Genomic DNA, 20,269 nt, shown 5'->3' on the forward strand with positions numbered 1-20,269 from the left:
CTGCTGTCCAGCCCCAGCTGTGGCTTTTCAACGCGAAGAATATACGCTAACCCATTGTCTGAATTCGTGTGAAAAGCAGTGGGTCTATGCAAAAGTCTCTGTTCGTTCTTATCATCGCCATGCTGACCCTGACTGCCTGCGGCAGCTGGCGCGACTCGCGGGTGAATCCGTCAAACTGGTTTGGCTCCAGCAAGTCTGTGAAGTCTGAAACACCGCCGGACCCAAATGCCGCCGATGCGTTGGTTCCCAAGGCAAGAGAGGGAAGCGGCCTGTTTTCGCGCCCAGATGCCGAAGACACCAGTGTTCCAATCGCCAAAATCGATGAGCTGCGGATCGAGCCAATACCGTCAGGCGCGATCATTTATTCCTCTGGCACCGCGCTTCGGCAGGGTGCCTATAACGCACGCTTGGTTTCGGTTAATTCAGAAGAAAACAAAGAAAAGGGAATTCTGGAATTTGTATTCCGCGTGAACTACCCCAACTCAGAGACCCCACAAGGATCTGAACGAACAAGAATGGTGTCGGATGCCATAAATGTTTCGACTCAGGATCTTGAAGGCATTCGCCTGATCCGTGTCGTCGGGCAACAGAACACCTTGGAATCGCGGCGGCGGTAATCGCCGTTAAAGTGAGACGACCTTGACCGCCTGCCCTTTGGCCGCCAGCGCGATTTTCCCCTCGCACAGTTTCAACGCGTCTTCACCAAAGACTTCGTAACGCCAACCTGACATCGCGGGCAATTCTCGCTCGCCCGCGGCAATCTGGTCCAACTCGGAACTTGTTGCGATCAGCTTGGCCGCAACGCCCGAACTTTCGGTTTTGGATTTCAGCAGAACCCGAAGCAAGTCGGCCAAAGCCGGGTTGACCTTCAGGTTGTCACGGGAATTGTCGATCTTCGGCAGATTTTCCTGCGGACAATTTGTGCCCTTCGTCACCGCAGCAAGAATACCTTCGGCAATCGGTCCTTTTCGCGCCTCGCGCAACAAAAGGCGCGATCCACCGAGATCGGCGATTGTCTTGGGCTTGGTCGACGCCAGTTCGATCAAGGCGTCATCCTTGAAGACCCGGTTGCGCGGTACATTATGTTCCTGCGCATACCTTTCGCGGAACTGCGCCAGCTCGCGCACAACAGCCAAGAACTTGGCCGAGTTGGTTCGCGTTTTGACCCGCTTCCACGCCTCTTCGGGGCGAATGTCATACGTGGCAGGCTGTGTCAGCGTCCGCAGCTCTTCAGCCACCCAGTGGCTGCGCATCGTCTTTTTGAGTTCCGCAGCAAGATATTCGTAGATCTTGCGAAGATGCGTCACATCCGCCAATGCATATGTTTTCTGGGCTTCCGTCAAAGGACGACGGGACCAATCGGTGAACCGCGACGTCTTGTCGACGCCCTGTTTGCAGATTTTCCGCACCAGCGTCTCATAGCCGACCTGCTCGCCAAACCCGCAGACCATTGCGGCGACCTGTGTGTCGAACAACGGGTTGGGAAAAACACCGGCCTCGACCCAGAAAATCTCAAGATCCTGACGCGCGGCGTGAAACACCTTGACCACGTTCTCGTTTCGGAAAAGCTCATACAGCGGTTCGAGAGACAGGCCATCAACCAGCGGATCAACCAGAACCGCGCTGTCTTCATCATCAGAGGGAAGCGCCAGTTGCACGAGGCACAGTTTCGAATAATAGGTCCGCTCGCGCAGAAACTCGGTATCGACTGTGATGTATGGATAGCTTGCGGCCGCCTTGCAGAAATCAGCCAGTTCTTGCGTCGTCGTCAGAGTTTTCATGCGCCGTACTAGTTTTGCTCTTGCTCTTGTGAGTGCCCGTAATTTCCCTCGCCCCCAAGCGATACCGACGACCATAGGACGATTTTCAGGCGAGTGTAAATCACCCTCGGAACCTCACTGCATGAGAACGGGTGACCTGTTGCCTTCGGCAATGCGGCGCAGCACCGCTGGATAAAGTTCATGTTCCCGGATCAGAACTTTTGAAGCCAGAGTTTCCGGGGTATCCGCTGGTTCGATATCCACCCGTGCCTGACCCAGAATTGGGCCATCATCCAGAGCCGCCGTCACCTCATGGACCGAGCAGCCATGCTCCGTATCGCCCGCTTCAATTGCGCGGGCGTGGGTATGTAACCCCTTGTATTTGGGCAGCAATGAGGGGTGGATGTTCAGCATTCGCCCCTGAAAGCGCGTTACGAAATCCGCGGTCAGGACCCGCATGAACCCGGCCAGACAGACAATATCCGGCCGCGCGTCTTCCAAAGGCTTTAGCAACTCAGCCTCAAAGGCTGCGCGATTGCCCTTGAATGGCCGGTGATCGACCACTGCGGTCGGAATGCCACGGTCCGCAGCTTTTTTCAGCCCACCCGCCTGCGCATCGTTGGACAGGACCAAACAGGGCCGCGCCGGGTGATCACCGGTCATGCTGTCGACAAGCGACACCATGTTGGACCCGCCCCCAGAAATCAGGATCGCGACGCGCTTGTGGTTCACAGCAGTTTGCCCGAATAGGCAACTCCGGGCGTTTCGGTGACCGTACCGATCCGCGACACGGTCTCGCCAGCCTCGGCCAGCAAGGTCGAAAGCTGATCGGCCTTATCAGGATCGCACACCATGATCAGACCGATGCCACAGTTGAAGGTCTTGAGCATCTCGGCTTCCGCAATACCGCCAATCTGCGCCATCCAGCTGAATACAGACGGCAATTGCCAGCTGTCCAGATCAATCTGGGCCCCCAACCCTTCCGGCAATACGCGCGGCAGGTTCTCGGTCAGACCGCCACCGGTGATATGGGCCAGTGCGTGAACGCCACCTTCGCGGATCGCGGACAGGGCCGGTTTGACGTAAAGGCGCGTCGGTGTAAGCAGCGCCTCGCCCAACGAACCTTCACCAAAGGGGCACGGTGCATCCCAGCCCAGACCAGACAGTTCGACGAGTTTACGTACCAGTGAGTACCCGTTGGAATGCACTCCGTTCGAGGCCAGACCAAGCAGCACATCCCCCGCCTGCACCCCCGAAGGCAGATCGGCACCGCGTTCCATTGCCCCGACCGAGAATCCGGCCAGATCGAAATCGCCATCAGGGTACATGCCGGGCATCTCGGCAGTTTCGCCACCAATCAGAGCACAACCGGATTGTGCACAGCCTTCGGCAATTCCTTCAATGATCCGCGCGGCTGTATCTGTGTCCAGCTTGCCTGTCGCGAAATAGTCGAGAAAAAACAGGGGCTCGGCCCCCTGACAGATCAGGTCATTGACACACATGGCCACCAGATCGATGCCAACCCCATCCACGACGCCGGTATCGATCGCAATTCGCAGTTTTGTACCAACCCCGTCCGTGGCACCAACCAGAATGGGATCCTGATACCCAGCAGCTTTCAGGTCGAACAGTGCGCCAAAACCGCCCAGACCGCTCATCACACCGGGGCGGTTGGTTCGCTTTGCTGCGGGCTTGATCCGGTCAACCAGAGCATTGCCCGCGTCAATATCCACGCCTGCATCGGCATAGGTGATTCCGTTCTTGCCCGCTGTCATGGCCAGTTCCTTTTGAATGCTTTGCGGGCGGGTTATTCGATTGTGGCGTTTGTTGCAACGGTCAGGCTTGACGCGGCTGTTCACCGTGATACGCAATGCGCCTAGGCGGGCCTGTAGCTCAATTGGTTAGAGCAGAGCGCTCATAACGCTTTGGTTGGGGGTTCGAGTCCCTCCGGGCCTACCAAATCACCGCCACGTTCCTTGAACACACCGCCCATCCTGCTGGTTTTGTTTGTATTTATGACCTCAGGCGTTCGTCACGTCTTGCGTACCCTGTCCACATACGCTTGGAAATCAGAAGAATTTATTCAGTTCATCGATTTTCGCTTTCGGTTTAATCGCCGTGGGATGACAGGTCTTACTAAAAACTCCGAAATCATCTCGCGAGAAATCCAGCGCCTCGGCTCAGAACATCGTCATATTGGCGCAGGTTTGGAGCGGCAAAGGTGCCAGGCGTTTACCGGCCAATAATTATATCCGCGCACAAACCGCCCAGGCGTTCACTTTTGGCCAGTCTCAGAGTTCCACCATGGGCGCGCGCAACGTCCGCCACGATCGCCAACCCCAAACCCACGCCACTGCCCTGATTCTGGTTGCGCGCTGGGTCGAGCCGCGTAAAGGGTTTGACCGCCTCTGTGCGCTGCTCTGCGGGAATTCCAGGGCCATCATCTTCGACACGGATGCGCATCGACTTGGCGTTCAGCGACAGGCTGACCTCAGCACGGCTGCCGTAGCGCACGGCGTTGCCGATCAGGTTTTCAACGGCCCGACGAACAGCCATAGGGCGCAGCATTGCCGTTCCCTCACCCTCGACAGTGACCAACTCGGCCCGATGCCCTGCCCGATTGGCGTCATCCACAATCTGTCGAACAAATTCCGCCGGGTTGATTTCCTCGGGCGATCCTTCGGACGCCCCGCGCGAAAATTCGAGGAATGCATCAACCAAGGATTGCATTTCCGCCACGTCCTGTAGCAAAGGTCGTGCCTCATCCTCAGGTAACATTGCCAGTCCAAGTTTCAGGCGCGTCAGAGGCGTGCGCAGGTCATGACTGACGCCGGACAACATCAGCGTCCGTTGTTCGATCTGACGTTCGATCCGTGACCGCATATCCAAAAACGCATTCCCCGCCGCGCGTACTTCGATGGCACCGCCCGGTGAATATGGTACGCTCCGCCCTCGTCCAAACGCCTGCGCCGCATTGGCCAGCCGTGTGATAGGGCGCAACTGGTTTCGCATGTACAGAAATGAAATCGAGGTCATTATGATCGCGAAAAACAGCATCGTCACGATCAACTGATGCGGCGCCGCTGGCGACAATCTGCGCCGGTCAAAGGTCAGTTCCAGCACCCCCAGATGTGTATCCAGGTACAGACGCGCTTCGCGGCTGCTTGGCAACGCTACAGCACTCAGCTCTGGCAACCTTGCACGAAGCTCGGCCTCGACCTGCGGTGCTATAAAGTCGTACCACCGTGGACGGTCAATTTTGGGAGTTTCGTTGGCGGGCAGAAATCTGGCCTGCATTTCCAGCGCCAGAAGATCCGGGCGCACTTCGGCCAATGCCTGGTGCTGCGTCTCGGCCCCCTCCATCATGGTGGTGATCAGCATCACTTCCCTTGAGGCTGCGCGCGTCATCTGGTCAGTGACATCTTCCAGATGCTTTTGAAGAAAAGCAACTCCAACGACCAGAAGCAGCACGATCACAGGAAGAACCAGAATCAATGCTGCCCGGGCGTAAAGGCTGCGTGGCATATAGGGTTTGAGCCAGTGCGTGGACATGCGCTAAACCTAGCGGGCTGCCCGGACAAGAGAAAGAGCACAGAATGCAAGCACCTGACGAATTCAATCCGCCCGCTGGTGTTGCGACAGAATTGCAACCGGGTCTTCGGCGCATTCTGGCCCCCAACCCGTCACCGATGACCTATCGCGGCACCAACACCTATCTGCTGGGCGATCGTGACATTGCCGTCATTGATCCCGGCCCCGCATGCGAAGAGCATTTGAACGCGATCCTGAATGAACTGCGACCTGGCCAGAGAATCAGCCACATAGTCGTCACGCACACACATCTGGATCACTCACCCTTGGCAGCACCCCTTGCCGCGCGAACGGGAGCTGCGATCTATGCGTTTGGTGGTCCCGAATCCGGTCGCAGCGCTGTTATGGCGACCCTTGCAGCGCGTGGATTGGCCGGAGGTGGCGAAGGCATCGACACAGCGTTTCGTCCGGATATCGAGGTTGCGGATGGTGAGGTCATCTTTGGCGATGACTGGCAGCTTGAGGTTATTCACACTCCGGGGCATCTGGGAAACCACATTGCCCTGGCATGGCAGGATACCTGTTTCACCGCCGACCATGTGATGGGATGGGCCAGTTCGCTGGTGTCGCCACCGGACGGAGACCTGACTGATTTCATGACGGCCTGCCACCGCCTGCGCGCGCGTGACTGGTCCGTTTTTCACGCGGGCCACGGTGCACCGATTACAGACCCCGCTGCGCGATTGGACTGGCTGATCCGACACAGGCAAAACCGCGAAGCCCAGATTCTGTCCGCGCTCGAGGAAGCAGACGGATCGGCACGGCACCTGGCCGAACGTGTCTACACCGACACACCCGCGACACTGCTGTCAGCTGCGGAGCGGAATGTTTTTGCCCACCTCGTTGATCTGACGGGAAAAAAACAGGTGTCACCGCTCGGCGAACTATCTGCCACGGCGGTTTTTCGCAGAGATCTATGAAGCCGCGAAAAATTTTCAAAGTTCGCGTGCTTAACCTCTGGACGCCGGGATTCCGGGTTGCTATACGCCCCTCAGTTCCGGCGTAGCTCAGCGGTAGAGCAGTTGACTGTTAATCAATTGGTCGTAGGTTCGATCCCTACCGCCGGAGCCAAAATTTCCCAATATTCAATCTTTTGTCAGGGTCGGAAACCACATCGGTATTCTGGGGCTTTTTCGTTGAAAAAATAATAACCGCCCTCTGGACGCCGGATACTCCGGTTGCTATACGGCGCGGACCGTTCCGGCGTAGCTCAGCGGTAGAGCAGTTGACTGTTAATCAATTGGTCGTAGGTTCGATCCCTACCGCCGGAGCCAATTCAGCCCGCTAAATCGCGTCTCATCCCCCAAGGGCATCCTTGAAATCCGCACGCAGGTTGCGTTTCAGCACCTTTCCGGTTGCGTTCAGCGGCAGCGCGTCAACAAAAACAACCTTGTCCGGAATCTGCCATTTGGCAATTTTCCCTTCGAAAAAGGCCAGAAGTTCCTTTTCGCTTGGATTCTCGCCGTCGGCCCTTACTGCAACTAGCAAGGGGCGTTCGTCCCATTTCGGATGCGGAACACCGACCACGGCGGCAGTTGCCAGTTTCGGATGCGCAACAGCGATGTTTTCAAGTTCGACCGAGCTGATCCACTCCCCTCCGGACTTGATGATGTCCTTGGATCGGTCACGAATGGTCATGTAACCATCGGTGTCCAGCGTTGCGACATCGCCTGTGGCGAACCAACCGTCTTGCAACAGATCCTGATCCTGCATCAGGAAATAGCTGTCCAGTACCCAATGCCCCCGCACCATCAGATCGCCCTGCGTTTCACCGTCATGTGGCAGATCTTTGCCGTCATCATCCACGATTTTCAGTTCAACCCCAAACGGTGGCCGACCCTGACTCAGACGGATAAGGTGTTGTTCTTCAAGCGGCAGCACCAGATGTTTGGCCAATGGGTAGTTGGCCGTACCAAGCGGGCTCATCTCGCTCATTCCCCACGCATGTACCGTATCGACGTCATATTTATTCCGGAAAGTCTCCATCATCGAAGGTGGGCAAGCGGCACCTCCAATCACGGTCCGTTCGAGGCTTTTCAAACTCGTCCCGCATTTGGCTGCATGCGCCAACAGTCCCTGCCAGATTGTAGGCACCCCCATGGCCAGCGTCACGCCATAGGTGTCGATCAGATTGACCAGCGCCTCGCCATGCAAATCCGGGCCGGGTAAAACCAGTCGCGATCCGGACATGGCGCAGGCATAAGGCGAGCCCCATGCATTAACGTGGAACATAGGAACGACGGGCATCACGACATCCATCGCCGAAAAGCCGATCACGTCGCGCGTATTGGACGCGAAACTGTGCAGGACCGTCGATCTGTGGGAATAAAGAACCCCCTTGGGATGGCCGGTTGTACCCGACGTGTAACACAGCCCTGACGCGGTGTTTTCATCCAGTTCAGGCCAATCAAAGGCCGCGTCACCGGTTTCGATCAGCTCATCATAAAATTTCAGGTCGGGTATCTTTGCTGCAGCGTCATCGTTGCGGGGGCCCATCAGAACAAAATGGCGAACATCCGTCAGCGCACCGTGCAAGGCAGCAACCAGCGGGACGAAGGTTGCATCAAAGAACAACACCCGATCCTGAGCATGGTTGATAATGTAAGTCAGTTGTTCAGGAAAAAGCCTCGGATTGACCGTGTGACAGACATATCCCGCACCCGAGGTGGCATAATAGATCTCCAGATGCCGACGATTGTTCCAGGCCAGCGTCCCGACCCTGTCCTGCGGCTCCAGACCCAGCTGCGTCAGGGCCGACGCCAAACGCCGGGCGTTCACGGCTATCTCGGACCAATTGGTTTCTGTCACTGATCCATCCGTTTCGACCGAGAAAATCTCGGTCTGACCGTGGTAACGCTGTGCGTGATCAATCAGCGACGAAATCAGCAAAGGCTGTGTCATCATCTGTCCCAGCATGGACATCCTCCCGTCATGGGCGGGACCTTGCCTGGCCCCTGCCTGTTCCGTCTGGCACAGACAGGCAGGGGTGTTCCCCGTCACGTCAGTCCAGCCGTTTCCTATAAGGAACCCTGCCAATCATTTAATTGTCTGACAATAAAAGAATGCAACCCACACCGGTAGCGGAATACATCCCGTCGCCTAATCCCGGTGTTTCAGCGCGTAGGCGACCAATGCTGCGGTCGACCCATCCTTTCCCTCGGCGCTTTCTTCGCCATCCACGATGGGGCCAAGCGAATTGGCCAGTTCCTTGCCCAGCTCAACCCCCCACTGGTCGAAAGAGTTGATGCCCAGCAACACGCCTTCGACAAACACCCGGTGTTCATAAAGCGCAATAATCTGACCCAACACAAACGGTGTGAGTTTGGGGTAAATCAATGTTGTCGAGGGACGATTGCCGGGGAAAACCCGGTGCCGGGCCTGCCGGTCCAGTTCACCACCCTGATACCCCTGCTGCGTCATGCGTTGGCGCGCTTCTTCGAACGAACGGCCACGCATCAGGGCCTCAGACTGCGCCAGACAATTGGCCAAAAGCAGACGGTGGTGATGGGTCAGTTCTGGTTCATGCCCCTCGGCCGCAACCATGAATTCGCAGGGAATGACATCTGTGCCCTGATGGATCAGCTGGTAAAACGCGTGTTGTCCATTGGTGCCCGGCTCACCCCAGACGACAGGTCCTGAAGGCATGGTCAAGGACGACCCATCCATCGCCACGGATTTGCCATTCGATTCCATTTCCAACTGCTGGAAATATGCGGGCAGACGCAAAAGCCGCTGGTCATAAGGCAGCACCGCACGACTGGTATGCCCCAGAACCTGACGATGCCAGATGCCAACCAATGCCAGCATCACAGGCATGTTTTCATCCCAGTCAGCCGAGCGGAAATGCAGGTCCATCGCCTGCCCGCCGCGTAAAAACGCGTCAAATGCGTTTGAACCAACAGCAATCATGACCGGCAAGCCGACCGGCCCCCAAACCGAATAACGCCCACCGACCCAATCGGCGAAACCAAATACATGCGCCTCGGGAATACCGAAGGCCTTCGTCTTGTCCAGAGCGCTGGAAACGGCGGCGAACTGGCGCAACGGATCGCCGCCGCCTTCTGACATCCACGCGCGGGCGGTGCGCGCATTGGTCATCGTTTCGATTGTGGTAAAGGTTTTTGAGGCGACAATGACCAGCGTGCGCGTCGGGTCAAGCTGCCGCAACGTGTCCGCAATATGCGCCCCATCCACATTCGAGACGTAATGCACCCGCGGCCCATCGTGATAAGGTGCCAGCGCCAACGTGGCCATGACCGGGCCCAGGTCTGAACCGCCGATGCCGATATTGACCACATCGGTAAAGCTGCCCCCCGCCCCAGCGATGGCGCCGCCACGCACCTCTTCAGCGAACACGCGCATCCTTTGCAGCGTGTCCAGAACCTCGGGCATGACATCCTGACCGTCCACCTCAACCGGCCCGCCATCAAGGTTGCGCAAGGCCGTGTGCAACACCGCGCGCCCTTCGGTCTCGTTGATCTTCTCACCCGCAAACATCGCATCACGCCGAGACGCCAGACCAGCCTCTTCACACAATTGAATGAGCGCGGATCGCACCGCATCATCAATCTGTGTCTTTGAATAGTCGAAAACCACATCCCCGGTTGAGGCTGAAAATACTTCGGCCCGGTTTGCATCTGCCGCAAACAGGTCAAGGATACGACGGTCACTTGTCGTCTGAGCCAGTGTTCTCAAAGCATCCAGATGCATTGCCTTACTCCGCCCAGTGTACGGTCATGCCACCAAGAACTGCGGCGATCGGTGCCTCTTCCGGTGGTAGCGACATGGCTTTTTCAAGAACGGCGCGTTTTGCCTGTCCATAGATGATCAGGTGTTTCGACAGCGCCCCGTCCAGGACCGGAGCGGTCAGGGAAATTCGCGCCTCTGGCTGCGTTTCGGTCCGGGCGACGATCAACGTAGGTGCATCACTGCGCAATGCCTCGTCCAGCCCTTCCATTCCCGGAAACAATGAGGCCGTGTGCATGTCTTCGCCCATTCCTAGTACCAGCACCGACAATGGCAATACCGGCGCAATCAGCGACTCGATTTCGGGCAACGCTGCCTCAGGTTCTGAACCAGGGACATAAAGCGGAATATATTGCGCCACTGAAGCCCGGCTGGTCAGCAACCTTTCGCGGATCAAACGTTCGTTCGAGCGGTCATGATCTGCTGGCACACAGCGTTCATCCGTCGGCAACACACGCACACGATCCCATTCAAGATCAGCGGCACACAGGCTATCAAAAACAGGGCCCGGAGTTGTTCCCCCAGGAACGGCCATTGCAACGGTATCATGGTGCAGCAATGCGGCCTCTAGGTCGCCCGCCAGCACGTTGGCCACGTCGATGGCAAGCATTTCGCGATCAGCATATTCCTGAATTTTCATGGCTTTATCCCTTGCCAGTGACGTCCGTCACGTTTCATCAGAAGTTCGGCGTCGCCCGGCCCTGTGCTGCCGCTGTCATAAGGCTTTGGTACGTCCCCACGTGCCAACCATCCGGCGATAATCGGATCGGTCCAGGCCCAGGCGGCCTCAACCTCATCCCCGCGCATGAACAGGGTCTGGTTTCCGCGGATCACGTCCATCACCAGGCGTTCATACGCATCTGGCGGGTCCTGATTTTCGGGGCCCAGGGCTTCGGCAAAGCTCATGTCCAAGGGAACGTCGATCAGTCGCATCCCCCCCTGCCCGGGTTCCTTGATCGTCACCTTCAGCGTGATCCCCTCGTTCGGCTGCAACCGGATCGACAACGTATTTGCATGACGCCCCGCCTCTTCCCCGAATATCGAATGCGGCGCGTCCTTGAACATCACGTTGATCACCGACGAGCGCGCCACCAGACGCTTACCGGTGCGCAGGTAGAACGGTGTACCTGCCCAACGCCAATTGCTGATATGGGCCTTCAACGCCACATAGCTTTCGGTGGTTGATCGCGGATTGCCAACGCAGTCCCGGTATCCTGGCCCGTCTGGACCGGCCGCAAACTGCCCCCGCACGATGTGGTGCGGTTCAACCGGATCAAGCGCCCGGATCACTTTAAGCTTTTCATCCCGAACTGCGTCAGGATCAAACTTGGCCGGAGGTTCCATCGCAATCAGGCAGAGCAGCTGCATTAAGTGGTTCTGCACCATGTCCCGCATCGCACCCGCCCGCTCATAATAGTCTTCGCGCCCTGCGACACCAACAGTTTCCGCAACCGTTATCTGAATATGGTCGACATACTGGCTGTTCCACAGCGGTTCGAACAGCATATTGCCAAACCGGACCGCCATCAGATTCTGGACGGTTTCCTTGCCCAGATAATGGTCGATCCGGTAGATTTGATTTTCATCAAAATGCGCGGCCAGTGTTGCATTCAAGTCCCGTGCGCTTGCCAAATCATGTCCAAACGGCTTTTCGACCACGATACGGGTTTCTTCTGTCACCAGATCATACGCCCTAACCCGCTGGGCCAATGGCCCGAACAGGCTGGGACCGACCGAGAAATAGAAAGCGCGAACCCGGTCGGGCGAGAGTTTTTCGCCCAGTACATCCCAACCATCCGTCGTCAGGGCATCCAGCGATACATAGTCGACCCGTTGCAGGAAACGGTTCAGGGCTTGCGAATCCTGCGCCCGTTCCGAAGCGTGCCGATGCAGCGACGCAGCAACCATGTTACGAAAATCATCCGCCGAATGACCGGCACGCGCGGCTGCTATTATCCGGGCATCCTCGTGCCACTGACCCGCACAATACCGACGGTAAAGCGCAGGCAGGATTTTGCGCTGCGCCAGATCACCGGTGCCGCCGAAAATGATCAGATCAAATGGATCAACAGGGATGACACGTGAAACCATGAGTTGTCCTTACCCTGACACTTCCAGCATGTCCAATGTTAGCGCAACCAAAATTCAATAAATCTCGCTGTTCAAAACTCTGTCAGAACCCCTGTGCCAGACTTACCAAACCCGCGACAAAGGGCTAGATCAGTTCGACAACTTCAACGAACCGGATGTGGGAATGAAAGACAACGCCCCTCAGCTTGCCAATGTCGGCAAGTTTCAGCGTAAACTGGTAACGGCCGACGGCCAGACCCGCGCAAAGGTTTCCCTTACCAACCCTCAGACGCTGTGGTTCAATACCGGCACGCTGTGCAATATTGAATGCGTCAACTGCTATATCGCCAGCAGCCCGACCAATGACGCGCTGGTTTATATCACTGCGGACGAGGTTCGTGACTATCTTGATCAGATCAAAGCCCGCAATTGGCCGGTGCGTGAAATTGGTTTTACGGGCGGCGAGCCCTTCATGAACCCCGAGATGATCGACATGACACGCGACGCGCTGGAGCGTGGGTACGAAGTGCTGATTCTGACCAACGCGATGGCCCCGATGATGCGCCGCAAGATGCGCGACGGGCTGCTGGCATTGCAAAAGACATTCAATGACAAGATGACCCTGCGTGTTTCCGTAGATCATTACCGGGCAGAACTGCACGACCTTGAACGCGGCAAAGGAAGCTTTGAAAAAACCCTGACGGGTATGAAGTGGCTGCGCGATCACGGCTTTAACATGGCTGTCGCCGGACGCACCGTTTGGGATGAGTCTGACACGGAAAGTCGCGCGGGTTACGCCGCATTCTTTTCAGATCACGGCTTTGACATTGACCCGCATAACCCGGCACAGACCGTCCTGTTTCCCGAGATGGACGAAACTGTCGAAGTACCCGAGATTACAACGGCTTGCTGGGGAATACTGAGTAAGTCACCCGATGCATTGATGTGTGCCAGCGCCCGCATGGTGGTGAAACGGAAAGGCGCTGACCGGCCTGCCGTGTTGGCCTGCACCCTGCTGCCCTACGAGCCGGAGTTCGAGATGGGTCATTCTCTGGCCGAATCCGAGGCTGACGTTCACCTGAACCACCCCCACTGTGCCAAATTCTGCGTGCTGGGCGGCGCCAGTTGTTCTGGCTGATTGGGTCAGGAAGTTCCTGATTTCATTTCAGACGCATCATCAGACACGCGCCGACCGCTTCGGTTCATTGTTTGAAGAGCATGCACCAACGGAAACTGCGCCTGTCCCTCGCTCAGTTCACACGAAACTCTCCTACCATGTTGCGCCACTCACCCGGTGCGATCATTTTGCGATGGGTGAATTTGACGGAATGCAGCGGGCCTTCGATTTCGCGCTGCCAGAAGTCGATGAATTTGAACAACTTCGGATGATCCGGCGCAAGGTCGTAATCCTGCCAGATGAACGTGTTCAAGACGTGGATATAGTCTGGCATATGATAGAAAAACTCCGCCGTCGTCAGCCCGTACCCCTTGAGCATCAATTCGGTTTCGCTTGGATTCATGCAGACCTCCTGTTTGATACAAGGCCTGCTCAAGATACCACGAAAACCTTCTAATACTTATATAACAATATGTTACTTGAGTATTACCGGGGAATTTCCCCGTAAAGGCGCTGCTTGCTTGCACCTTATGTGCCGGGTCTGATAAGATACACCCACAAGATATAGACCCAGAACAAGACACGGGCAGTTTACGTGAGCGATACGCCAGAAATTCCTGAAAACATGGATGAAACCCCGCCCGAGCGCCCAGTCTATGACGGCCCGACGGTTTCCATCGAATCCGAAATGCGCACGTCCTATCTGGACTATGCCATGTCGGTCATCGTCAGCCGCGCGATCCCTGATTTGCGCGACGGGCTGAAACCGGTGCACCGGCGTATCCTTTATGCAATGCACGAGACGGGGAACACGCACGATAAGGCGTACCGCAAATCGGCACGCCCGGTGGGCGACGTGATGGGTAAGTACCACCCGCATGGTGACAGTGCGATCTATGACGCACTGGTGCGGATGGCGCAGGATTTCTCGATGTCTCTGCCGCTGCTGGATGGTCAGGGCAACTTTGGCTCGATGGACGGCGATAACCCGGCGGCTATGCGGTATACCGAAGTGCGGATGGACAAGCCCGCCGCTTCCCTGTTGGCTGATATCGAAAAAGAAACGGTCGATTTTCAGGACAACTATGACGGCAAGGACCGGGAACCGACAGTTCTGCCGGCCCGTTTCCCGAACATGCTGGTCAATGGTGCCGGAGGTATCGCCGTGGGGATGGCGACAAACATTCCGCCGCACAACCTTGGCGAAGTAGTCGATGCGACTTTGGCGCTGATCGACGATCCCGACCTTACATCAGAACAGTTGATCGAATACGTCCCCGGCCCCGACTTTCCAACCGGCGGTGTGATGCTTGGGCGTTCCGGCGCGCGCAAGGCCTATCTGGAGGGCCGCGGCAGCGTCATCATCCGCGCCAAGACCCGAGTGGAAGAAATCCGCAAGGACCGCTATGCCATCGTTGTCGACGAGATTCCCTATCAGGTGAACAAGGCCGCGATGATCGAAAAGATCGCCGAGGCGGTTCGCGAGAAGCGGATCGAAGGCGTGGCCCATGTACAGGACGAATCCGACCGCAACGGCGTGCGCGTTGTGGTCGAGCTCAAGCGCGATGCAACGCCCGAGGTGGTGCTGAACCAGCTCTACCGCTTTTCGCCGATGCAGACCTCCTTTGGCTGCAATATGCTGGCGCTGAATGGTGGCCGCCCCGAACAGCTGACCCTGCGCCGGTTCCTGACCTCGTTCATCGACTTCCGTGAAGATGTCGTTGCCCGCCGTACGGCCTATGACCTGCGCAAGGCGCGCGAACGCAGCCACATCCTGTGTGGTCTGGCTGTGGCGGTGTCCAATGTCGATGAAGTGGTCGCAACGATCCGGTCGTCTGCTGACGCCGCCGAGGCCCGCGAAAAACTGATGACCCGCCGCTGGCCTGCCTCCGACATCGAAGGCTATTTGCGCCTGATCGATGATCCTCTGTCCAAGATGAATGACGATGGCACCTATAATCTGACCGAGGTTCAGGCCCGTGCCATTCTGGAGTTGCGCTTGCAACGCCTGACCCAACTGGGCGTCAAAGAGGTCACGGACGAGCTGGAAGAACTGGCGGCCAAGATCAAGGAATACCTTGATATTCTGTCCTCACGCGAACGGATCATGGGCATCATCGCTGATGAGCTGCGCAGCGTGCGTGAACAGTTCGCGGTCGACCGCCGCACTGAGATCGTCGACTGGTCCGGTGACATGGAAGACGAAGACCTGATCGAGCGTGAAGACATGGTCGTGACCGTCACTTCGGGCGGGTACATCAAACGCACACCGCTGGCAGATTTCCGCGCCCAGAAACGCGGTGGCAAGGGCCTGTCGGGGATGCAAACCAAGGAAGAGGATGTTGTGACCAACCTCTTCGTTGCGAACACCCATACACAGCTGCTGTTCTTCACGACGGACGGGATGGTCTACAAGCTCAAGACCTGGCGCTTGCCCCAATCCGGACGCACCGGCAAAGGTAAGGCCATCGTCAACATCCTTCCGATCCCAACTGGCGTTTCCATCGCCGCGATAATGCCCGTGGATGTACCGGACGAGGAATGGGAAAACCTCCAGATCGTCTTTGCCACCAGCGCAGGTGACGTGCGTCGTAACCGGTTGTCGGACTTCACCAATGTCCGGCGCAACGGCAAGATTGCCATGAAGCTGCCCGACGGCATTGAACTGGTGAATGCGCGCATCTGTTCGGAAGACGAAGACGTGATGCTGGTCACCAATTCCGGCCGCGCGATCCGCTTCCGGACAACTGACGTGCGTGTCTTCAACTCGCGCGAATCCACAGGTGTCCGGGGGATCAGGCTGACCAACGGTGACCGCGTCGTTTCGATGTCCGTGATCCGTCATTTCGAGGCGACACCCGAAGATCGTGTGGCCTATCTCAAGATGCGGCGTGCGGTCGCGGGGCTTACCGAAGAAGACGCTGGTGAAGACGAGGAAGCCGCAGCAAGCAGCGATTTCAGCCAGGAAAAATACGCCGAGATGTCGGCTGCCGAAAACCTTATCCTCACTATCACCGCTGGTGGTGCAGGCAAGTTGAGTTCAAGCCACGACTATCCTGTGCGCGGACGTGGCGGCATGGGTGTGGCGGCGATGGACAAGGCCATGCGCGGCGGGGACTTGGTTGCATCCTTCCCGGTCGAGATCGACGATCAGATCATGCTGGCCACATCGAAAGGCCAATCTATCCGGGTGCCGGTCGATGGTATCTCTTTCCGCTCAAGATCCGCAGGTGGCGTGAAGGTGTTCAATACCGGCAAGGGCGAAGAAGTCGTCAGCGTCGCGTGGATCGCAGATCAGGGCGACGAGGAAGAATGACAGTAACCCCGGGCACCGGTTCGACGATTCCCGGGGTTCAGTTCATGTCAGGTAGGCATTGAAAAAAGCGATGGTCCGGCTCCATGCCAGATTTGCCGCGGCTTCGTCATATCTGGGCGTCGTATCGTTGTGAAAGCCGTGATTGACGTCCGGATAGAAGTGCACGCTGAATTTCTTTTGATTGGCTTTCAGCGCCTCTGAATATGCAGGCCATCCAGAGTTGATACGCTCATCCAGACCGGCATAGTGGATCATAAGAGGTGCTTCGATGGACGGAACATCTTCGGCTGGTGGTTGCCGACCGTAGAATGGCACCGAGGCCGCAAGGTCCGGATAGGCTACGGCCAACGCGTTGCAAACACCTCCGCCATAGCAGAAGCCGACAGCGCCAACTTTGCCGGTTGAAAGATCATGATCACGAAGGAACTCAAAGGCGGCGAAGAAATCCGCCATCAGTTTTTCCCGGTCCATCGAGCGCTGCATCTCGCGCCCTTCTTCATCAGTACCGGGATAGCCGCCAAGGGGGGACAACCCATCAGGTCCAAAAGCCAGGAAACCGGCCTTGGCCGCGCGGCGCACAACGTCCTCGATATAAGGGTTCAGACCCCGGTTCTCGTGCACGACCAGTACCGCTGGCAGTTTACCCGCGGCATTTGCCGGCATCGCCATCAGGCCGCTGGTTTCGCTATGCCCATCCGGGCTGCCATATGCGACCACCATGGTTTGGATCGCGGGATCGTCCGGGGCCACCTGTTGCGCCCAGGCGTAATTGGGTTGCAACTGGTCCAGAATCATTGCGCCTGTCATTCCGGCAGCCGTGTATTTACCGGCTTTTGAGATGAACTCACGCTTGGACATCGTGCCGTGCACATATCCGTCGAATATCTCGAGGATACGCGGATCAAAATCACTGGCTTTCTTGCGGGCTTTTCCGGTCATCGAAGCCTCCCAGGCGATGGTATCGGTGCACCGATTCTAACGCTTGGGAGGCAATTCGGAAACTCACAAATCGTAGAGCGCGCCGAACTTGGCCTCGAGATAGGTTAGCAATGGGTCCGGTCCGGGCTCGATGCCGCTTGCACGGGCTATCACCTCGCGCGGTGCATAAAGGCCGCCATGCTGCTGCACATGCTCACGCAGCCAGCCGGTTGCGCCGGTGGTGTCGCCGCGAGCCAGTTGCGCATCAAGATCGGGCTCTGAACCGCGCAAAGCCTGATAGAGGCACCCAGCATAGACATTGCCGAGCGAGTATGTCGGGAAGTAACCGAACAGCCCAACCGACCAGTGCACATCCTGCAAACAACCGTTCGAGGGCTTGTCGACCACATAACCGAAATCCGCCTTGAACCGATCATTCCAGGCGGCTTCCAGATCGCCGACCTGCAAGTCTCCGGCCATCAGCGCGCGTTCCAGATCAAACCGCAACATGATGTGCAGATTGTATTGAACCTCATCCGCCTCGGTGCGGATATAGCCGTTATGCACGCGGTTGACCGTCGCATAAAACGCATCCGGATCGGCGATGCCGAAATCGCCGAACGCCTCTTTCATTTGTTCGAAAAACCAACCGGTAAAGGCCCGCGACCGACCCAACTGGTTTTCGTAGATCCGGCTTTGACTTTCATGCACGCCCATCGACACACCAGAGCCGAGCGGTGTCAGCAGGTATTTCCTGTCGATCCCCTGTTCATAGGCGGCGTGGCCCACCTCGTGAATGGTGGAATAGAAACAATTGAACGGGTCTGTTTCGCTGGTTCGCGTGGTGATGCGGACGTCAAGACCACTGCCTGAACTGAACGGGTGAACCGCCTTGTCCACGCGGCCATTGTTCAGGTCATAGCCAAAGGCGACCGCCAGTTTTTGTGTCAGACGCATCTGGGTCTGCTCATCAAAACTGCGGTTCAGGGCAGCGGGCTCGGGCCGCTCCAGCACAGCGGCGCGCAGGGCCACCAGTCGTGGGCGCATCTGGTCGAAGATATCCGCAATCTGTGCGCTGGTCGTGTAAGGCTCGTAATCTTCGACCATGGCGTCGTATACGTCGCCCCCTTGCGCCAGCGCCTCGCCTTCCTGTCGTTTCAGCGATACGACCTCTTCCAGAACCGGAAGAAAGGCCGAGACATCTTCGTCCGCGCGCGCCTGCGCCCACTTTCCCTGCGCAGCGGATGTCACACGGGCAATCGCCGTCGCCAGATCGGCAGGCACCTTCACCGCGCGATCATATGCGCGCCGGATTTCACGCATCTGCGCCTTGCCGACCTCATCCTGAGGCGCGGCCTGATCCAGCCATTCGGCAACACGAGGATCAGAACGACGTGCGTGCAGGACAGATTCGATAGCTGCCATTTCTTCGGCGCGCTGTGGCGCAGCGCCGCGCGGCATGACGGTTTCCTGGTCCCAGCCAAGCCGACCGGCGATCTGGCCCAAAGCCGAAGTTTCCCGCTGAAAGGTCATCAGTTCATTGAAAGCGGTCATAATTTCAAACTCCGCGCACAGATGTTGCGATTGGATAAGCCGTGAGGAACCGCGCGCGCAGGATCAGCGTCCAAACGATGACGGCCATAAACTGGTGGAAGATAGCGACCTGCCATGGCGCGCCGTAAACCACGGTCACGATGCCGACGACGACCTGTAACGAAAGCGCGGCGAAAGCAGCGTTGAAGGCAAAACGCGTCTGCGGATGCGCGCTGCCGCTGCCACGTCGCCAGACGACAACGGCGAAGATGAACAGCAGATACCCTGCACACCGGTGGATGAACTGTACCAGACCGGGGCTTTCAAAGAAGTTTCGCCACATCGGCTCCAACATAGTCGCATCCGGTGGAAGCAACTGCCCTCCCATCAGCGGCCAGTCGGTGTAAGACCGCCCGGCGTCGATCCCGGCGACAAGCGCGCCAATGAGTATTTGTAAAAAGGCGAAGTGCATCAGCCCTGTGGACAATGAAAACAGCCTGACCTCTTTGGCCCGGCGCGCCTGCATCAGGTCACGTTCTTCCCGGCCGAGTTCAAAGATGTACCAGGCCAGGACTCCCAGGATCACAAAAGCCAGCCCCAAATGCGTTGCCAGACGGTAACTTGCAACAGCCGTCATGCCTTCACCCTGGGTGACGCCCGAGGCCACCATCCACCAACCAACAGCGCCCTGCAGACCGCCAAGAAGACCCGGAACGATCAGCTTTCCCATCCACCCTGTCGGGATCTTGCGGGTGAGAAGAAAGGTCAGAAATCCAACGGCCCAGACCAAACCGATCATGCGGCCCAACTGACGATGGCCCCATTCCCACCAATAGATGGATTTGAAATCACCCAGTTCCATCCACTGGTTCTGGATGCGCCATTGGTCAATCTGCTTGTACTTGTCGAACTCTGCCTGCCAGTCCGCTTCGGTCATCGGCGGCAAAGCTCCGGTGATCGGGCGCCATTCGGTGATCGAGAGGCCGCTGTCAGTCAGGCGCGTCAAGCCGCCAACCGCGATCATCACAACGACCAGAGCAAACAGGATCATCAGCCAGACGCGGATCGCATTGCGCGCGCCGCCGCGCCCCCGGTCGATCATACCGGGTTGAACCGCCTGTTGTTTTTTGGTGTCCGTGACCTCTTCGAAGATGCTGCGCTTACCGCTCATGCTGTCCTCATGTCCTGATTTTGTCGCAAGCTAGGGCTTGGGTGAAG

16 protein-coding genes and 3 tRNA genes are annotated in these 20,269 nt (G+C 57.4%); 7 read left to right on the forward strand and 12 right to left on the reverse strand.

The features are described from left to right. Positions 1 to 86 precede the first annotated feature (86 nt). Positions 87 to 617: a hypothetical protein gene (locus ACR0M3_RS02305; protein WP_480480758.1), complete on the forward strand. Its 531-nt coding sequence runs from the start codon at positions 87 to 89 to the stop codon at positions 615 to 617. A gap of 6 nt (positions 618 to 623) precedes the next feature. Here the strand turns inward: ACR0M3_RS02305 and rnd are convergent, their stop codons facing one another. The 3 genes from rnd to purM all read right to left on the reverse strand — a co-directional run bounded on the left by rnd (position 624) and on the right by purM (position 3,535). Continuing rightward, complete coding sequence (gene rnd, locus ACR0M3_RS02310; protein WP_480480756.1) at positions 624 to 1,781, reverse strand: ribonuclease D; 1,158 nt, start codon at positions 1,779 to 1,781, stop codon at positions 624 to 626. A gap of 114 nt (positions 1,782 to 1,895) precedes the next feature. Beyond that, positions 1,896 to 2,492, reverse strand: coding sequence for a phosphoribosylglycinamide formyltransferase (gene purN, locus ACR0M3_RS02315; protein WP_480480754.1), 597 nt, complete (start codon positions 2,490 to 2,492; stop codon positions 1,896 to 1,898). Then, positions 2,489 to 3,535 (reverse strand): phosphoribosylformylglycinamidine cyclo-ligase, encoded by a 1,047-nt coding sequence (purM, locus tag ACR0M3_RS02320; protein WP_480480752.1) that lies wholly within the window; start codon positions 3,533 to 3,535, stop codon positions 2,489 to 2,491. The genes purN and purM overlap by 4 nt, the downstream gene beginning before the upstream one ends. A gap of 107 nt (positions 3,536 to 3,642) precedes the next feature. Between purM and ACR0M3_RS02325 the strand changes: the two genes are divergently transcribed. After that, positions 3,643 to 3,719, forward strand: a tRNA-Ile gene (locus ACR0M3_RS02325). A gap of 273 nt (positions 3,720 to 3,992) precedes the next feature. On the opposite strand, the gene ACR0M3_RS02330 is transcribed toward ACR0M3_RS02325, so the two are convergent. Then, on the reverse strand, positions 3,993 to 5,312 hold the full coding sequence (locus ACR0M3_RS02330) for an ATP-binding protein (protein ID WP_480480750.1): 1,320 nt from the start codon (positions 5,310 to 5,312) through the stop codon (positions 3,993 to 3,995). Between the two features lie 44 nt (positions 5,313 to 5,356). Between ACR0M3_RS02330 and ACR0M3_RS02335 the strand changes: the two genes are divergently transcribed. The 3 genes from ACR0M3_RS02335 to ACR0M3_RS02345 all read left to right on the forward strand — a co-directional run bounded on the left by ACR0M3_RS02335 (position 5,357) and on the right by ACR0M3_RS02345 (position 6,625). Next, positions 5,357 to 6,271, forward strand: coding sequence for an MBL fold metallo-hydrolase (locus ACR0M3_RS02335; protein WP_480564570.1), 915 nt, complete (start codon positions 5,357 to 5,359; stop codon positions 6,269 to 6,271). A 76-nt stretch (positions 6,272 to 6,347) separates the two neighbouring features. Further along, positions 6,348 to 6,422: transfer RNA gene (locus ACR0M3_RS02340), tRNA-Asn, on the forward strand. A gap of 128 nt (positions 6,423 to 6,550) precedes the next feature. Continuing rightward, a tRNA-Asn gene (locus tag ACR0M3_RS02345) sits at positions 6,551 to 6,625 on the forward strand. Positions 6,626 to 6,647: 22 nt separating this feature from the next. On the opposite strand, the gene ACR0M3_RS02350 is transcribed toward ACR0M3_RS02345, so the two are convergent. The 4 genes from ACR0M3_RS02350 to zwf form a co-directional block, all read right to left on the reverse strand. After that, a complete protein-coding gene (locus tag ACR0M3_RS02350; protein WP_480909528.1) occupies positions 6,648 to 8,267 on the reverse strand; it encodes a long-chain-fatty-acid--CoA ligase in 1,620 nt (539 codons plus the stop codon). 183 nt (positions 8,268 to 8,450) lie between these two features. After that, positions 8,451 to 10,061 (reverse strand): glucose-6-phosphate isomerase, encoded by a 1,611-nt coding sequence (gene pgi, locus ACR0M3_RS02355; protein ID WP_480909530.1) that lies wholly within the window; start codon positions 10,059 to 10,061, stop codon positions 8,451 to 8,453. A gap of 4 nt (positions 10,062 to 10,065) precedes the next feature. Then, entirely contained in the window at positions 10,066 to 10,737 is a 672-nt protein-coding gene (gene pgl / locus ACR0M3_RS02360; RefSeq protein WP_480505019.1) for a 6-phosphogluconolactonase, read from the reverse strand. Further along, on the reverse strand, positions 10,734 to 12,188 hold the full coding sequence (gene zwf, locus ACR0M3_RS02365) for a glucose-6-phosphate dehydrogenase (protein WP_480505017.1): 1,455 nt from the start codon (positions 12,186 to 12,188) through the stop codon (positions 10,734 to 10,736). Before zwf ends, pgl begins: the two co-directional genes overlap by 4 nt. A gap of 163 nt (positions 12,189 to 12,351) precedes the next feature. Between zwf and ACR0M3_RS02370 the strand changes: the two genes are divergently transcribed. Continuing rightward, on the forward strand, positions 12,352 to 13,305 hold the full coding sequence (locus ACR0M3_RS02370) for a radical SAM protein (protein ID WP_480480738.1): 954 nt from the start codon (positions 12,352 to 12,354) through the stop codon (positions 13,303 to 13,305). A gap of 112 nt (positions 13,306 to 13,417) precedes the next feature. Here the strand turns inward: ACR0M3_RS02370 and ACR0M3_RS02375 are convergent, their stop codons facing one another. Then, positions 13,418 to 13,687 carry an usg protein gene (locus ACR0M3_RS02375; RefSeq protein ID WP_267366492.1) on the reverse strand — a complete coding sequence of 90 codons (270 nt, stop codon included), beginning with the start codon at positions 13,685 to 13,687 and terminating at the stop codon, positions 13,418 to 13,420. 192 nt (positions 13,688 to 13,879) lie between these two features. Between ACR0M3_RS02375 and gyrA the strand changes: the two genes are divergently transcribed. Beyond that, the gene (gene gyrA / locus ACR0M3_RS02380; protein WP_480485510.1) at positions 13,880 to 16,600 is read left to right on the forward strand and encodes a DNA gyrase subunit A; all 2,721 of its coding nucleotides are present in this window, start codon (positions 13,880 to 13,882) and stop codon (positions 16,598 to 16,600) included. Between the two features lie 42 nt (positions 16,601 to 16,642). On the opposite strand, the gene yghX is transcribed toward gyrA, so the two are convergent. From yghX to ctaA, 3 genes are all read right to left on the reverse strand, one after another. Next, positions 16,643 to 17,539, reverse strand: a complete 897-nt coding sequence (yghX, locus tag ACR0M3_RS02385) for a YghX family hydrolase (RefSeq protein ID WP_480909533.1) — start codon at positions 17,537 to 17,539, stop codon at positions 16,643 to 16,645. A gap of 63 nt (positions 17,540 to 17,602) precedes the next feature. Then, the gene (locus ACR0M3_RS02390) at positions 17,603 to 19,072 is read right to left on the reverse strand and encodes a carboxypeptidase M32 (RefSeq protein ID WP_480909535.1); all 1,470 of its coding nucleotides are present in this window, start codon (positions 19,070 to 19,072) and stop codon (positions 17,603 to 17,605) included. Between the two features lie 4 nt (positions 19,073 to 19,076). Continuing rightward, positions 19,077 to 20,222 carry a heme A synthase gene (gene ctaA / locus ACR0M3_RS02395; RefSeq protein WP_480480730.1) on the reverse strand — a complete coding sequence of 382 codons (1,146 nt, stop codon included), beginning with the start codon at positions 20,220 to 20,222 and terminating at the stop codon, positions 19,077 to 19,079. Positions 20,223 to 20,269 lie beyond the last annotated feature (47 nt).

This window comes from Ruegeria sp. O5, assembly GCF_056535105.1.

Excerpts from the sequence above, each read along its gene's own strand:
- ACR0M3_RS02305 (WP_480480758.1), top strand. The coding sequence starts at position 87 with ATGCAAAAGTCTCTGTTCGTTCTTATCATCGCCATGCTGACCCTGACT.
- rnd (WP_480480756.1), bottom strand. The coding sequence starts at position 1,781 with ATGAAAACTCTGACGACGACGCAAGAACTGGCTGATTTCTGCAAGGCG.
- purM (WP_480480752.1), bottom strand. The coding sequence starts at position 3,535 with ATGACAGCGGGCAAGAACGGAATCACCTATGCCGATGCAGGCGTGGAT.
- ACR0M3_RS02330 (WP_480480750.1), bottom strand. The coding sequence starts at position 5,312 with ATGTCCACGCACTGGCTCAAACCCTATATGCCACGCAGCCTTTACGCC.
- ACR0M3_RS02335 (WP_480564570.1), top strand. The coding sequence starts at position 5,357 with ATGCAAGCACCTGACGAATTCAATCCGCCCGCTGGTGTTGCGACAGAA.
- ACR0M3_RS02350 (WP_480909528.1), bottom strand. The coding sequence starts at position 8,267 with ATGCTGGGACAGATGATGACACAGCCTTTGCTGATTTCGTCGCTGATT.
- pgi (WP_480909530.1), bottom strand. The coding sequence starts at position 10,061 with ATGCATCTGGATGCTTTGAGAACACTGGCTCAGACGACAAGTGACCGT.
- pgl (WP_480505019.1), bottom strand. The coding sequence starts at position 10,737 with ATGAAAATTCAGGAATATGCTGATCGCGAAATGCTTGCCATCGACGTG.
- zwf (WP_480505017.1), bottom strand. The coding sequence starts at position 12,188 with ATGGTTTCACGTGTCATCCCTGTTGATCCATTTGATCTGATCATTTTC.
- ACR0M3_RS02370 (WP_480480738.1), top strand. The coding sequence starts at position 12,352 with ATGAAAGACAACGCCCCTCAGCTTGCCAATGTCGGCAAGTTTCAGCGT.
- ACR0M3_RS02375 (WP_267366492.1), bottom strand. The coding sequence starts at position 13,687 with ATGAATCCAAGCGAAACCGAATTGATGCTCAAGGGGTACGGGCTGACG.
- yghX (WP_480909533.1), bottom strand. The coding sequence starts at position 17,539 with ATGACCGGAAAAGCCCGCAAGAAAGCCAGTGATTTTGATCCGCGTATC.
- ACR0M3_RS02390 (WP_480909535.1), bottom strand. The coding sequence starts at position 19,072 with ATGACCGCTTTCAATGAACTGATGACCTTTCAGCGGGAAACTTCGGCT.
- ctaA (WP_480480730.1), bottom strand. The coding sequence starts at position 20,222 with ATGAGCGGTAAGCGCAGCATCTTCGAAGAGGTCACGGACACCAAAAAA.